The organism is Mitsuaria sp. TWR114 (assembly GCF_007997345.1).
The window spans coordinates 1-13,894 of sequence record NZ_VOSR01000497.1 but is presented as its reverse complement, the minus strand read 5'-3'; the positions used below and the strand labels follow the sequence as shown (position 1 = coordinate 13,894).

At 69.7% G+C, this 13,894-nt stretch carries 16 protein-coding genes, 2 tRNA genes and 1 pseudogene; 7 read left to right on the top strand and 12 right to left on the bottom strand.

Annotated elements, in window-relative coordinates; genetic code table 11:
- The 3 genes from FUT87_RS17655 to FUT87_RS17645 all read right to left on the bottom strand — a co-directional run.
- Positions 1–213 (bottom strand): DUF2589 domain-containing protein (locus FUT87_RS17655; RefSeq protein WP_147241854.1); only part of this gene is annotated, 213 nt, incomplete at its 3' end.
- Between the two features lie 80 nt (positions 214–293).
- Positions 294–824, bottom strand: coding sequence for a glycoside hydrolase family 108 protein (locus FUT87_RS17650; RefSeq protein ID WP_147241853.1), 531 nt, complete (start codon positions 822–824; stop codon positions 294–296).
- A gap of 310 nt (positions 825–1,134) precedes the next feature.
- Positions 1,135–2,052 (bottom strand): YicC/YloC family endoribonuclease, encoded by a 918-nt coding sequence (locus tag FUT87_RS17645; RefSeq protein WP_147241852.1) that lies wholly within the window; start codon positions 2,050–2,052, stop codon positions 1,135–1,137.
- Between the two features lie 32 nt (positions 2,053–2,084).
- Between FUT87_RS17645 and FUT87_RS17640 the strand changes: the two genes are divergently transcribed.
- Genes FUT87_RS17640 through hemW form a run of 5 tightly spaced genes read left to right on the top strand, consistent with a single transcriptional unit; the run spans position 2,085 to position 6,533 of the window.
- Positions 2,085–3,053, top strand: coding sequence for a serine/threonine-protein kinase (locus FUT87_RS17640; RefSeq protein WP_058936168.1), 969 nt, complete (start codon positions 2,085–2,087; stop codon positions 3,051–3,053).
- Positions 3,050–3,949 (top strand): PP2C family serine/threonine-protein phosphatase, encoded by a 900-nt coding sequence (locus tag FUT87_RS17635; RefSeq protein ID WP_091723249.1) that lies wholly within the window; start codon positions 3,050–3,052, stop codon positions 3,947–3,949. Before FUT87_RS17640 ends, FUT87_RS17635 begins: the two co-directional genes overlap by 4 nt.
- Before the next feature lie 11 nt (positions 3,950–3,960).
- Positions 3,961–4,695 (top strand): ribonuclease PH, encoded by a 735-nt coding sequence (gene rph, locus FUT87_RS17630; protein WP_147241851.1) that lies wholly within the window; start codon positions 3,961–3,963, stop codon positions 4,693–4,695.
- Positions 4,696–4,720: 25 nt separating this feature from the next.
- Positions 4,721–5,326 carry an RdgB/HAM1 family non-canonical purine NTP pyrophosphatase gene (gene rdgB, locus FUT87_RS17625; protein WP_147241850.1) on the top strand — a complete coding sequence of 202 codons (606 nt, stop codon included), beginning with the start codon at positions 4,721–4,723 and terminating at the stop codon, positions 5,324–5,326.
- Positions 5,327–5,348: 22 nt separating this feature from the next.
- Positions 5,349–6,533, top strand: coding sequence for a radical SAM family heme chaperone HemW (gene hemW / locus FUT87_RS17620; protein ID WP_147241856.1), 1,185 nt, complete (start codon positions 5,349–5,351; stop codon positions 6,531–6,533).
- Here hemW and FUT87_RS17615 read toward each other — a convergent pair.
- A complete protein-coding gene (locus FUT87_RS17615; RefSeq protein WP_147241849.1) occupies positions 6,499–7,497 on the bottom strand; it encodes a LysR substrate-binding domain-containing protein in 999 nt (332 codons plus the stop codon). The genes hemW and FUT87_RS17615 overlap by 35 nt on opposite strands.
- Before the next feature lie 163 nt (positions 7,498–7,660).
- Between FUT87_RS17615 and FUT87_RS17610 the strand changes: the two genes are divergently transcribed.
- On the top strand, positions 7,661–8,086 hold the full coding sequence (locus FUT87_RS17610) for a hypothetical protein (RefSeq protein WP_147241848.1): 426 nt from the start codon (positions 7,661–7,663) through the stop codon (positions 8,084–8,086).
- Between the two features lie 201 nt (positions 8,087–8,287).
- Here FUT87_RS17610 and FUT87_RS17605 read toward each other — a convergent pair whose 3' ends face one another.
- Complete coding sequence (locus FUT87_RS17605; RefSeq protein ID WP_255511898.1) at positions 8,288–9,208, bottom strand: glycoside hydrolase family 3 protein; 921 nt, start codon at positions 9,206–9,208, stop codon at positions 8,288–8,290.
- A 67-nt stretch (positions 9,209–9,275) separates the two neighbouring features.
- Positions 9,276–9,473: pseudogene (locus FUT87_RS28970) on the bottom strand (iron dicitrate transport regulator FecR); the annotation flags it as partial.
- 9 nt (positions 9,474–9,482) lie between these two features.
- Here FUT87_RS28970 and FUT87_RS17600 point away from each other — a divergent pair.
- On the top strand, positions 9,483–9,902 hold the full coding sequence (locus FUT87_RS17600; protein ID WP_186830600.1) for a coiled-coil domain-containing protein: 420 nt from the start codon (positions 9,483–9,485) through the stop codon (positions 9,900–9,902).
- A 114-nt stretch (positions 9,903–10,016) separates the two neighbouring features.
- On the opposite strand, the gene FUT87_RS17595 is transcribed toward FUT87_RS17600, so the two are convergent.
- The 6 genes from FUT87_RS17595 to FUT87_RS17570 form a co-directional block, all read right to left on the bottom strand.
- A tRNA-Val gene (locus FUT87_RS17595) sits at positions 10,017–10,091 on the bottom strand.
- 55 nt (positions 10,092–10,146) lie between these two features.
- Positions 10,147–10,221: transfer RNA gene (locus FUT87_RS17590), tRNA-Val, on the bottom strand.
- Positions 10,222–10,357: 136 nt separating this feature from the next.
- A complete protein-coding gene (gene dnaQ, locus FUT87_RS17585; RefSeq protein WP_147241846.1) occupies positions 10,358–11,077 on the bottom strand; it encodes a DNA polymerase III subunit epsilon in 720 nt (239 codons plus the stop codon).
- Between the two features lie 51 nt (positions 11,078–11,128).
- On the bottom strand, positions 11,129–11,953 hold the full coding sequence (gene lgt / locus FUT87_RS17580; protein ID WP_147241845.1) for a prolipoprotein diacylglyceryl transferase: 825 nt from the start codon (positions 11,951–11,953) through the stop codon (positions 11,129–11,131).
- 60 nt (positions 11,954–12,013) lie between these two features.
- Positions 12,014–13,066 (bottom strand): tetratricopeptide repeat protein, encoded by a 1,053-nt coding sequence (locus FUT87_RS17575; protein WP_147241844.1) that lies wholly within the window; start codon positions 13,064–13,066, stop codon positions 12,014–12,016.
- Between the two features lie 133 nt (positions 13,067–13,199).
- The coding region (locus tag FUT87_RS17570) for a LysR substrate-binding domain-containing protein (RefSeq protein WP_147241843.1) at positions 13,200–13,894 on the bottom strand (695 nt) is incomplete at its 5' end.

Genomic DNA, 13,894 nt, shown 5'->3' with positions numbered 1-13,894 from the left:
GCCGAGCAGCGGCGCGCGGTAAAGGTCCTCGGTGCCGGGCTCGGCGTCGGGCTGCATCGACGGCAGCCGCATGACGACGGTGCGCGGGCGGTTGTCCTCGTCGAAGTACTGGCCGAGCTTGGCGATCTGGTGCTGCTCGATGCGGTCCTGGGCATCGATGACGGCACCGGCGAGCGCCTCGATGAGTTCCTTCAAGTCGACACGTGAGCTCATGGGAGGGTCCTTCCCTGCGGAATGGTTGGAGGTCGGTGGTGGCGGGCGGCGCGCGCGGGCGCGGCGCGCGGGGCTCGGCGTCAGAGCACGGGGAAGGCGTTGACGCGGTTGAGCCAGCCCTTGAGGAACTTGCGCAGGTCGGGCTGCCGGGCGGCCAGGCGCTCGTAGTAGGCGATGCGGCGCGCGCGCAGGGCGCGGTAGGCGTCGGTGGGGTCGATGCGCTGCAGCGCCTGCGCGGTCTGCGGGCCCCAGGCGCCATCGGGCCTGATCGCGGCGCCGCGCTCGACCAGCAGCGCCTGAAGCTCGCGGATCGCATGGCCGCCGGCGTTGACGTGGAAGTCCACCAGCATCTCCGCCAGCGGCTGCAGCGCGATGGTGTCGGCGTCGACGGCGTCCCAGTACTTGAGCTTGTAGAGGCGGCCCGCGTCCGCCTGGCTCAGCCGCTTGAGCGCCTCCAGGCTGGTGTCGGTGAAGCCCGCCGACGGCCCCAGGCCCTGGAAGGTCTTGAGCGTGATGCCCATGTTGGTCGGACCGCCCGGGTCCTGGGGGTCGTTGACGTAGCCGCCTTCGAAGCGGAGCAGGGTCGGCAGGTACTGGTTGAAATCGGCCATGTCGTGGCACCTCAGGGTTGGGATCGACGAAGGTCCGGACCGGGGCGGCCGGCAGCGCCGGAAGACCCGGCGGCATGGCCGTCATCGTTGGCAGGTGCGCGCGACAGGGGCAGCGGCGGGATGCCGCGAGCGCGTGGTGGGAATGACCGAGAAGGCCTCGGCAACTTGGAGGGCGTGTGTGGGAGGGGCGCCGATTTCGCGCGTGGGCCGCGGCGCGGGCAAGCGCCCGGGCGTCAGTTCAGGCCGCGGCGCAGTGCAGGGCGCCGGCCGCGGTCCCATCACGGGTGGCGGCCGGTCGCGTTCGGGGAACCTACTCGATGTTCTGCACCTGCTCCCGCAGCTGCTCGATCGCCACCTTCATTTCCACCGAGATGTTGGTCAGCTCGATCGCCACTGCCTTCGATCCCAGCGTGTTGGCCTCGCGGTGCAGCTCCTGCATCAGGAAGTCCAGCCGCTTGCCGATCTCGCCGCCCTTCTTCAGCAGGCGCTCGACCTCGTCCAGGTGAGCGCGCAACCGCGTCAGTTCCTCGGCGACGTCGATGCGCAGCGCATACGCGGCCGCCTCGTTGATCGCGCGCTCCTGCAGCGTCTGCTCGGAAATCGTCTGCGCCGCGCCGGTGGCGCTCAGCGCCTCCTGCCAGCGTTCGAGGAAGCGCTCGCGCTGACGCTGCACGGCGGCGGGGATCAGCGGCTCGGCCTGTGTGGCGAGGTCCCGCAAAGTGGCGACGCGCTGCTTCAGCATCGTCACGAGCTTGGCGCCTTCGCGCTCGCGCGCCTCGAGGAATCCCTTGATGCACTGGCGCGCCGCCTCGAGCACCGTCTCGTCGTTCGCGGAGGCGCCGGTCGTGCCGGTCTTGCACCAGTTCAAGGCCTCCTGGACGCTCAATCCCTGCGCCTTCGGCAGCCAGGTCTGCACCTGCGATTCGAGTCGCGCGAGCCGGTTCAACTGCTCCGGCTGCGGGTTCGGCCAGGAACTGTCGGCATCGCGCTGCGTGTTGATGCGCAGCTCGATCTTGCCGCGCTTGACGCTGCCCGAGACCAGTTCGCGCAGCGCGGGCTCGAGCGAGCGCAGCTCGTCGGGCATGCGGAAGCTGAGGTCCAGGAAGCGGCCGTTCACCGAGCGCGCCTCCACCGTGACCGCCGGCGTGGCGGCGGGGCTAGGGGTTTCGCCGGAGTTCGCGGGTTGTGCCGTGGCGCTGGCATAACCGGTCATGCTGTAAACTGGCATCAGCTATCGGTAGAACAATCGAAACCGCGATTATGTCAAAGCCGAAACCGGCGCCCTTGCCCGCAGGCACGGTGGTGGGGGGCTATCAGATCATCAAAAAGCTGGCTGCGGGTGGATTCGGCGTCGTGTATTTGGCCGAAGACCCCGACCATCATTTGGTGGCGCTGAAGGAATACCTCCCCTCGTCCCTTGCAGAACGATCCCCCGGCGAACTCACGCCTCGAGTGAAGCCTGAAAAGCAGCCCCTGTACCGCCTGGGGCTGCGGAGCTTTTTCGAGGAAGGCCGTTCCCTCGCGCAAATCTCGCATCCGAGCGTCGTCTCGGTGCTGAATTTCCTGCGCGAGAACGAGACCGTCTATATGGTCATGAATTACCTGCAGGGCGATACCCTGCAGGATTTCATCGTGACCGCGCGCGATTTGAAGCGCGACAAGGTGTTCCGCGAATCGACCATCCGGTCGCTCTTCGACGAAATCCTCAAAGGCCTGCGCATCGTGCACCAGCACAAGATGCTGCACCTGGACATCAAGCCGGCCAATATTTTCATCACCAACGACAACAAGGCGGTGCTGCTCGATTTCGGCGCGGCGCGCGAGGTGCTGTCCAAGGAAGGCAACTTCATCCGCCCGATGTACACGCCGGGCTTCGCCGCGCCGGAGATGTACCGCCGCGACGGCTCGCTGGGCCCGTGGACCGACATCTACGCGATCGGCGCCTGCATCTATGCGTGCATGCAGGGCTACCCGCCCAACGACGCGCCGCAGCGCCTGGAGAAGGACCGCCTGGGCCTGTCGCTCTCGCGCCTGCGCAACGTGTATTCCGACAACCTGCTCGAAGTGACCGAGTGGTGCATGTCGCTGGACCCGCTGACCCGTCCGCAGAGCGTCTTCGCGCTGCAGAAGGAGCTCTCGCGCGAGACCGAGCGCCGCTACACCAAGCTCAGCTTCAGCGAGCGCCTCAAGCTGCAGCTGGAGAACCTGAAGACCGGGGCCAAGGCGTGAAGTTCTCCGTCTACCAGGTGAGCCGCCGTGGCGGCCGGGAGAAGAACGAGGACCGGATGGGGTATTGCTATACCCGCGAGGCCGGCCTCTTCGCACTGGCCGACGGCATGGGCGGTCACCCGGACGGCGAGGTCGCCGCCCACCTCGCGTTGCAGAACGTGGCCGCGCTGTTCCAGCGCGACGCGCAGCCGGTGATCAAGCAGCCCTCGCAGTTCCTCGAGACCGCCGTGCTGCTCGCGCACCAGCAGTTGCTGGCCTACGCCCAGCAGCGCGGCATGAACGACACGCCGCGCACGACCATCGTCGTCGGGCTGATGCAGCAGGGCCAGATCTGGTGGGCCCACTGCGGCGACTCCCGCATGTACCTGCTGCGCGACGCCGAGCTGATCGCCCGCACGCGGGACCATTCCTACAGCGAGCTGCAGGAGGCGCTGGGCCGCCACGCGGCCGGCGCCGAGCGCTTCAACCGCCACGTGCTGTTCACCTGCCTGGGCAGCCCCGGCAAGCCGATGATCGACGTCAACGGCCCGGTGCTGCTGCAGAACGGCGACCGCATGCTGCTGTGCTCGGACGGGCTGTGGAGCTCGGTGAGCGACGTGGACATCCTGCGCCACCTGTCGGACAGCCGCTCGGTCGGCGACGCGGTGCCGGAGCTGGTCGAGCAGGCGCTGCGCCAGGCCGGCGCGCGCAGCGACAACGTCACCGCCCTGGCGGTGGAATGGGAAGGCGAGGGCGATGCCCCGGACTCCATCTCCACCCAGGACCTCGACGACCAGGGCTTCGCCTCCACGATCCAGGGCGCGACCCAGGACGTGCAGCTCGACGAAGCCGAGATCGATTCCGCCGTGCGCGAGATCCAGGACGCGATCCGCAAGGCCGGCAAGAAGCCCCACTGAAGGAATTCCCCATGAGCAGCACTGCCAGCCGCCCGAATGGGCGCGCGGCCGACGCCCTGCGTCCGGTCCGCATCACCCGCCACTACACCCGCCACGCCGAGGGCGCCGTGCTGATCGAGTTCGGCGACACCAAGGTGCTGTGCACCGCCTCGGTCGAGGAGAGGGTGCCGCCGCACAAGCGGGGCAGCGGCGAGGGCTGGGTCACCGCCGAGTACGGCATGCTGCCGCGCGCCACGCACACCCGCAGCGACCGCGAGGCCGCCCGCGGCAAGCAGTCCGGCCGCACGCAGGAGATCCAGCGCCTGATCGGCCGCGCGCTGCGCGCGGTGTTCGACCTGTCCAAGCTGGGCGAGCGCACGATCCAGATCGACTGCGACGTGATCCAGGCCGACGGCGGCACCCGCACCGCGGCCATCACCGGCGCCTACGTGGCCGCGCATGACGCGGTGACCTGGCTGCTGGCGCAGGGCAAGATCGCCGCCTCGCCGCTCAAGGACGCGGTGGCCGCCATCTCCGTGGGCATCCACGAGGGCCGGGCGCTGCTGGACCTCGAGTACGTCGAGGACTCCGCCTGCGACACCGACATGAATGTGGTCATGACCGGCGCGGGGCACTTCGTCGAGCTGCAGGGCACCGCCGAGGGCGTGGCCTTCACCCGCGCCGAGGTCGACGTGCTGCTGAACCTGGCCGAGAAGGGCATCCGCGAGCTGCTCGTCGCGCAGCGCGAGGCCCTCGGCCTGAAGTAAATCCCGTTCCCGATTGGAGCAAGCGATGAAGTTGGTCCTGGCCTCCAACAACGCGAAGAAGCTGAAGGAACTGCAGGCGCTGTTCGAGCCGCTGGGCATCGAGCTCGTCACGCAGGGCAGCCTCGGCATCCCGGAGGCGGAAGAGCCCTTCCACACCTTCGTCGAGAACGCGCTGACCAAGGCGCGCCACGCCGCCCAGGCCAGCGGCCTGCCGGCGCTGGCCGACGACTCGGGGCTGGCGGTCGAGGCGCTGGGCGGCATGCCCGGCGTGCTGTCGGCGCGTTATGCGACGCTGTTCGGTCGCGAGAAGAGCGACGCCGAGAACAACCGCGTGCTGCTCGAGAAGCTCGATGGCATCGAGGATCGGCGCGCCCGCTTCGTCTGCGCGCTGGTCGCGGTGCGCTCGGCCGATGATCCCGAGCCGCTGATCGCGCTCGGCCGCTGGCAGGGCGAGATCCTGCGCGCCGAGCAAGGCGAGGGCGGCTTCGGCTACGACCCGCTGCTGTTCATTCCCGAACTCGGCCAGAGCGTCGCGGCGCTGGGCGCCGAGACCAAGAACCGGCTGAGCCATCGCGCGCTCGCGTCGCAGGACCTGCTGCGCCAGATGCGCGAGAGCTGGCACCTGGGCTGATCCCGTGGCCGACATCATCCGCATGATGCGGCCCGGCACGCTGACGCTGTCGGCGCTGCCGCCGCTGTCGCTGTACGTGCACCTGCCGTGGTGCATCCGCAAGTGCCCGTACTGCGACTTCAACTCGCACGAGTACCGCGACGGGCGCGAGCTCGACGTCGACACCGCGCGCGCCTACCTGGCCGCGCTGCGGGCCGACCTGGAAGCCGCGCTGCCGCTGGTCTGGGGCCGGCCGGTGGTGTCGGTCTTCATCGGCGGCGGCACGCCCAGCCTCTTCGCGCCGGAGCAGATCGCCGAGCTGATCTCCGACCTGCGCGCCCGGCTGCCGCTGGAGCCGGGCTGCGAGATCACGATGGAGGCCAATCCCGGCACCTTCGAGACGGACCGCTTCGCCGGTTTCGCGCAGGCGGGCGTGACGCGGCTGTCCATCGGCGTGCAGAGCTTCGACGACCGCAAGCTGCAGGCGCTGGGCCGCATCCACAGCGGCACGCAGGCGCGCGCCGCGATCGCCGAGGCCGCGCGGTCCTTCGGGACCTTCAACATCGACCTGATGTACGCGCTCCCGGAGCAGACGCTGGCCGAGCTTGACGAGGACCTGGGCACCGCGCTGGCCTTCGATCCGCCGCACTTGTCCGTCTACCACCTGACGATCGAGCCGAACACGCGTTTCGCGAATGCGCCGCCCGAGCATCTGCCCGATCCGGACCTGGCCAGCGACATGCTGGACCTCATCACCGCGCGCACCGGCGCCAAGGGCATGCAGCGCTACGAGGTCTCCGCCTACGCGCGGGACGGTCACCGCTGCACGCACAACACCAACTACTGGCAGTTCGGCGACTACCTCGGCATCGGTGCCGGCGCCCATACCAAGCTGAGCTTCGCGCACCGCCTCCTGCGCCAGGTGCGCTGGCGCGATCCGGCAACCTTCATGCAGAAGGCGTCCGAAGGCCAGGCCGTGTCCAACGAGCACGAGGTCGCGCGCTCGGAACTGCCCTTCGAATTCATGCTCAACGCGCTGCGCCTGCGCGAGGGCGTGACGATGCAGAGCTTCCTCGAGCGCACCGGGCTGCCGCCGTCCGCGATCGCCCAGGCAATGGCACAGGGCCGCGCCAAGGGACTGCTCGATCCGGATCCGGCCGTGATCCGCGCCACTCCGCGCGGCTTCGACTTCCTCAGCGATCTGCAGGCCCTGTTCCTGACATCGTGATCGCGTCGCCGCGCGGCGGTGCGACCGCGGTCATCCGGCCGGTCGACAGGCAGGTCGTGGCGCCGTCGAGCGCCGCGCGCGACTGCGCCGTCTCCTCGTGCAGCCACGCGACGAAGGCCCGCACCGCGGGCTCCTCGCGCGACTTCGGCGTGTAGACGATGTGATACCGCTGCGGCTCCTTGAGCATCGCCTGCCGTGGCGCGACGCGCACCAGCCGGCCGTCGAGCAGCGCGTCCGCCGCCAGCAGCTCGCGCGTCAGGCCCACGCCCATGCCCTGCTCGGCTGCCTGCAGCAGGATGCCGAAGTCATTGAAGATCGCCACCGGCAGCACCTGGCGCCGCAGCCCGGCCTGCGCGAACCAGTCCTCCCACTGCGACGCGTCGCCCAGCAGCGGCGCCTGCGCGAGCGCCTCCAGCGGCTGCCCGATCAGCTGATGCGCCAGCGCCGGTGACGCGACCGGCAGCATCGACAAGTCGAACAGCGGCTCGCTGTCGAGTCCCGGCCACGGGCCGAGGCCCTGTCGCAGCGCGAGGTCGAATTTCTCCCGCTCCAGGTCGACGAGCCGCGCGGTCGCTTCGATCTCGATCGTGACCTCCGGGTGGCGCGCGTGCCAGCGGCCCAGCCGCGGCAACAACCAGCGCTGCGCGAAGGAGGGCAGCACCGTCACGCGCAGGCTGCGCTGCTCGATGCCATGCGCCGCGGTGGCCGCGCGCAGGCCCTGGTCCAACTCCTGATAAGCGCGCTCGACGCCGCGCAGCAGCGCCGCGCCTGCAGCGTTCAGCACCACGCGCCGGCCCTGCCGGTCGAAGACATCGAAGCCCAACTGCGTCTCCAGCGCGCGGATCTGCTGGCTCACCGCGCTGTGCGTCAAGTTGAGCTCCTCTGAGGCCGCGCGCAGGTTCTGGTGCAGCGCGGCGGCCCGGAAGGCGGCGAGGTACTGGAGCGGCAGGCGAGGGAGTCGCATCGGAAGGGTCCTTGGTCAGGCGGCGGGCGGGGCGACTGTAGCGACTTCCTGGAAAGTCTGGCTGCACAAGGAGGCAAGGATATAGCGTTTGGAGCGCGCTTGTTGGGCACCTAGGATTACCAGCATTCACCCCCGACCGACCCCGATGAACGAAGGAACGACCATGAACGAGCCCGACATCACGCCCCGTTTCCCGACCGCCTTTGCCGCTCGCTCGCCGGCCTGTTCACCCACTGCCGCGCCGGTCCGCGCCGCGCATCAGGCCGTCGCCCGAGCCGCCTCGTCCTGCGCGGCCGCCCTGGCCGCCAGCGGCCGACCGGCCCGACTCACGCCGGAACTGCCGTGCTACGCCTATTCCCCCTGGACGCGCTTCCCGGTGATCGGTCCGGCGCTGACGGTGCTGATCGCGATCGTCTCGGCGCTTGCGCTGGTCTCGAACGCCAACGCCTTCAACGACGTCAATGCCGAATTGCAGATCACGCGCGCGAGCAGCGGCTGGCCAAGCAGGAGGCGCAGCAGCAGGCCCGCGCGCAGGCCGAGCGCCAGGCCTTGCTGGTCGCGGCGGGCAATGACCGCGCGACGGCGGTGACGGGGACCGCCCGGGCGCTGCCCGTCGCGGACCGGACGGACGACGCGAAGCCCGGACGCGGCCGGTGAGGCCGGGCGCAGCGGGATTGACCTCCGCCGGCCTGCCGTGAGCGGCAACGGCAATGCAAACGGCGCCTCGTCGGCGCCCGTTTGCTGTGGAGCGGGGCCGTCGCGGCCCGCATCCGTCAAAGCGTCAAACGCGTCAAACCCGGTTCAGCGACATGCCCGCGGTGCTGCGCAGCCGCTCGATCAGCCGGGTGGCGATCTGGTGCAGCGGCAGCACCTCGTCGGCGGCGCCGGCGTTGATCGCCAGCACCGCCGCCTTCGCGTAGCCGTAGCGCTCGGCGATGGCCTTCATCATCAGCGCGTCGGTGATGACGACGCCGTCGTAGCCGTATTCGTCGCGCAGGATGCCGCCCAGCAGCGTCCTGGAGAGCGTCGCCGGGTACAGCGGATCGATCTTCGGATAGACGATGTGCGCCGTCATGATCGACGGTGCCAGGTCGCGCAGCGCCTGGAAGGGCTTGAGCTCGAGCGCGTCGAGCTCGGCGCGCGACTTGTCCACCGTCGGCAGGTCCAGGTGGGAATCGACATGCGTGTCGCCATGGCCCGGGAAGTGCTTGATGCAGCAGGCCACGCCCGCGGCCATCGAGCCCTTCATCCAGGCGCCGGCCAGGCGGGTGACGGTGTCCGCGGTCTCGCCGAAGCTGCGCTCGGCGATCACCGGATTGGCCGGGTTGTTGTTGATGTCGGTGACCGGCGCGAAGTTCCAGTTGATGCCGATGCCGCGCAGCCCGCGCGCGACCGCGGCGCCGACCTGTTCGGCCAGCCCCTCGTCGCCCGCCGCGCCCAGCGCCATCGCCGACGGCGGCTGCGGCAGGAAGGTGGCGCGCACCACGGACCCGCCCTCCTGGTCCAGGCCGATCAGCGCGTCCGGGCCCATGGCCTCGCGCAGATCTCGGGTCAGCTGCCGGACCTCGGCCTCGGTGCCCAGGTTCTTGCGGAACAGGCAGACCGCGCGGATCCGGTTGTCGCGCAGGAAGGCGGCGGTGGCCGCATCCAGGCGCTTGCCTTGGATGTCCACCATCACCAGCCGGCCCGGATGGAATGCTGTCTCGCTCATATCGTTCTCTTGCTGCCGGAAATCAATGCGAAATCCATGCGGGCCCCTCAGCGGGACCCGTGCGGGATCAATGCGTCTTCGTGACCTTGGCCAGATGGCGCGGCTGGTCGGGGTTCAGTCCCCGCGCCTGGGCCAGCGCCTCGACCATCGGATAGAAGCTCTGCACCGCGGCGATCGGATCGAGGTCCTCGTTGCCGGTGCAGGTCAGCGGCAGCTCGGCGCCCGGCGTGCCTTCCGGCGCCGCCAGCAGCACGCGCGCGCCTTGGAGAAACGCATGACCGATCAGCAGACCCCTGACGCCAAGCTCACCGACCTGCAGACGGTGAAGGTCGACATGGCCGACCTGAAATCGCAGTTCTCCGTCTTGCGCGGAGAGATGAAGCAGGACATCGCCGCGGTCCGCGGCGAAGTGGCCGTTCTGCGCGGGGAGATGAAGCAGGAGATCGCCACGGTACGCGGAGAGGTGTCCGTCCTGCGCGCCGAATTGAAGCAGGAGATCACCGCCGTGCGTGCGGAGATGCGGCAGGAGATCGCCGCGGTGCGGGGCGACATGTCGCAGCTGCGCGGCGAGGTCAAGCACGAGCTGGCCAGCACCAGGACCGAGTTGATCCGGTGGATGGTCGCCGGCCAGCTGACCACGGTGACGGTGCTGGGCTCGCTGATCTTCGGCGTGATGCGCTACTTGATGCGGTGACGCTCAATGGCGTCCGGTGGCGCGGGGTGGAGCGCCAGCGCACGCGATGACGCCCGATGACGTCGATCGTCGGCCAAGAAAAAACCCCGCCAGCTGACGCTGACGGGGTTGTTCTGGTGGGCGGTGCAGGGTTCGAACCTGCGACCCCTGCCGTGTGAAGGCAGTGCTCTACCGCTGAGCTAACCGCCCGGTATTCGGACCGGGTTGCCGGCTGGGTTGCCGGATTTCGCTGGACATCAAGACGTGGTGGGCGGTGCAGGGTTCGAACCTGCGACCCCTGCCGTGTGAAGGCAGTGCTCTACCGCTGAGCTAACCGCCCGGTCTTGTCTTCCTCGACCGCTGCTTGCGCCGCTGCCGGGGATGTCCGGGAAAGTCGAAGATTATGCCATGAGTTTTTGACCCGATTCAAGAACTCCTCCGGAAATTCTGCCGGGCGGCGCGAGCCGCAGTCGCGGTCAGGCCGTCGCCGGCACCTGCCAGATGCGCTTGCCGCCGCTGGCCTTGTCCAGGTCGGCCAGCACCTTGTCGTGCAGCGCCAGTTCTTCCGGCGTCGGCACGATGACGGGTAGCTCGAACGCGCTGAAGTCGATCGCCGCGACCACCAGCTCGCCGCCCTGGCCCGGCGACGACGAGGCGCTGTCGTCGATGACCAGCGAATCCTGGCCGCGCGTCAGCCGGATGTAGACCTCCGCCAGCAGCTCCGCGTCCTTCACCGCGCCGTGCAGGCCGCGGTTGCTGTTGTCGACCTCCAGCCGCCGGCACAAGGCATCCAGCGAGTTGGCCTTGCCCGGGAACATGTCCCGCGCCATCAGCAGCGTGTCCAGCACGTTGTCGACGCACTCGTGCAGCGGCGCCCGGCCGCAGCGCTTGAGCTCGGCGTTGATGAAGCCCACGTCGAAGGCCGCGTTGTGGGCGACCAGCTCCGCGCCCTCGATGAACGCGAGGAATTCATCGACGATCTGCGCGAACTTGGGCTTGTCGGCGAGGAACTCGCTGCTCAGCCCGTGGACGCGGAACGCCTCCTCGGGCATGTCGCGCTCGGGGTTCAGATAGAAGTGCAGATGACGTCCCGTCAGCTGACGGTTCACCATCTCCACCAGGCCGATGTCGACGACGCGGTCGCCCGATTCGGGATTCAGGCCGGTGGTTTCGGTATCGAAGAAGATCTGACGCATGTCTCGGAGTCTCGTGTGCGGATCGCCGGCGGCACTGGGTCCGCGCGGCGCTCAGTGCGCCGGGGCCACGCCCCGCCGCGCCTGCCGGCGGTAGGCCCAGACCATCATCAGCGCGCCGCCGACGATCATCGGCACGCTCAGCCACTGGCCCTGGCTCCAGCCGAAGGCGCGCAGGCCCAGGAAGGCATCCGGTTCGCGGAAGTACTCGGCCGTGAAGCGCGCGATGCCATAACCGAGCAGGAACAGGCCGGACACCGCCGCCATCGGCCGCGGCTTGCGCGCGAACAGCCACAGCACGATGAACAGCAGCACGCCCTCGCCCAGGAACTGGTAGATCTGCGACGGGTGGCGTGGAATGCCGCCGTCGTTGGCCTGCGGGAAGACCATTGCCCAGGGCAGGCCGGGATCGGCCGCGCGGCCCCACAGCTCGCCGTTGATGAAGTTGCCCAGCCGGCCCGCGGCCAGCCCCGTCGGCACGCAGGGCGCGACGACGTCCCCGACCTCGAGGAAATGGAACCCGCGCCGCCACGCGAAGAGCGCCAGCGCGATCAGCACGCCCAGCAGTCCACCGTGGAAGGACATGCCGCCCTGCCACACCGCCAGGATCTCGCCCGGATGGCTCAGGTAGTAGGCGGGCTTGTAGAAGAACACGTAACCCAGCCGGCCGCCCAGCACCACGCCCAGCACGCCGTAGAACAGCAGGTCGTCGACGTCGCGGCGGGTCCAGCCGCGGGCGGCGTTCCAGGGGCGGGCGACCACGCGGTTGCCCAGCCACAGGAACAGGCCGAACGCCGCCAGGTACATCAGGCCGTACCAGTGGATGGGCCACTTCCAGAGATGGAAGGCCACCGCGTCGAACTGGGGATGCACCAACATGAGAGAGCTCTACTGCGCCGCAAAGGCGCGAATCATAAGGGCCGGGCAGCGACGGCCCGCTCAGCCGCCCAGCGCGGCGAGCTGCTTGCGGCAGTCCTCGATGTCGCCATTGCTGCCGCGGCGGTTGTCGACGCAGCGCTGCAAGGCCGTGCGCGCGGCCGCCTTGTCGCCCTTGGCCGCCAGCGTCGCCCCCAGCCGGCGATCCAGCCCCAGCTGCTCGGCGCCCTGCAAGCCTCGGGCGCGTTCGAACGCGGCCACCGCCTTGTCGTACTGCCCCAGCGCGTCGTAGGCCCGGCCCAGGCCGTAGGCGCCCATCGCCTGGGTGGGCTGGTTCCGGAGCAGTTCCTCGAACCAGGGCACCGCCCTGTCCTTCTGCTCGCTGAACATCAGGTTGCGGCCGTAGTCGCTCCACAGCACGCGCAGCTCGAGCAGCAGCTCGGGTCGCTGCGTGCGCACCGCGCGCAGCGCCTTCTCCATCGCCGGCCAGTCCTTCTTCGACGCCGCCACCCGCGCGCGCATCAGGCTCAGCTGCGCCGGGTCCTTCACGTCCTGCTCCAGCGCGCGCGCCTTGGACTCGCCGCCGCCGATGAAGCCGGGCAGCGCCAGGTAGTACTGCTGCAGCGCGCTGCGCGGCTCGGGCGCGTCCGGCATCAAGGCCATCGCGCGCTGCGCCAGCTCGCTGACGCGTCCCAGCGAGCCCAGCGCCTTGAACTTGCTGCCGCCGCGCGCCTGCATCACCAGCGCGAGTGCCAGTGCGTAATGGCAGGCGCCCTCGTTGGGGGTGCGCTGCACGCATTGCTCCAGCCGCTGGATGTTCTGCTTCAGCACGCTGCCGTCGACCAGGTCCAGTTGCGCGAGCGCCAGAGCGGCCACCGCCTGCGGATCGTCCGGATCGGCCTTCCCCCGCTGCGCGGCGAGTTTCTCCAGGTCGTCCGCCCGCCCGGCGTCGAGCAGCGTCTGCAGTTCATGGTCCTTGAAGACGGCCGCCTGGGCCGGCGTCGCGAAGGCCACGCTCATCAGCATCGAGAAGCCGGTGATGAGGCAGATCGCACCGACCACCCGGCGCAGCAGGCCGCGGCGGTCGCCATCGTCATTCTTGCGGGGAGCTTTCACGGGGGAGATCCTTTCATCGGCGCATGGTCGCAGAACTCGGCCGGACGTGCATGCCCCGTGCCGAACGCCGCTTCGCCTTCGCCGCCGGCCCCGCCAGGCCGTACCTGCTTCTGGCTGGCGGCCGCAGGCAGGGTCATGCCTTGACTTTCACCTGACGCCGGACATGGTCGACGAAGCGCCGCACCACCGGCGAGGCGTCCGGTCGCCAGATGAGGCTGGTGTCGCAGGCGGGCACGCGGGCCGAGGGCCACGGCCGGTAGCGCACGCCCGGCCGCTGCAGCGCGCACACCGATCGCGGCACCCAGGCCACGCCCATGCCGGCGGACACCAGGTTGACGATGGTCTGCATCTGGATGGCCTCCTGGGCGATCTGCGGCGTGGCGCCGTGGGCGCGGTAGAAGCCCAGCAGCGCATCGAACAGCGAGGGCGCGATCTCGCGCGGGAACACCACCAGCGGCTCGCGCAGGACTTCCTCCAGCGCAGGGGCCGCCTTGCGCCGGCCGGCCAGCCCCCAGTCCTGCGCATGGGCCAGGACCAGCGGCTCCGTCGACACGATCAGGCGCTCGAAGCCGGCCGGCTCCGCCCCCGGCGCGTGGATCACGAAGCCGGCATCGAGTTCGCCGGACTCGAAACCCCGCAGCTGGACATCCAGCGTCGCCTCGCGCAGCGCGAGCTGCACCTGGGGCAGCGCCTCGCGGAACAGCCGCAGCCAGCGCGGCATGTCGCCGTAACCGACGGTCGACACGAAACCCAGGCTCAGCCGTCCGGCCTCGCCGCTGGCCGCCGCCCGAACCCGCACCGGCACCTGGTCGGCCTGCTCCACCAGCC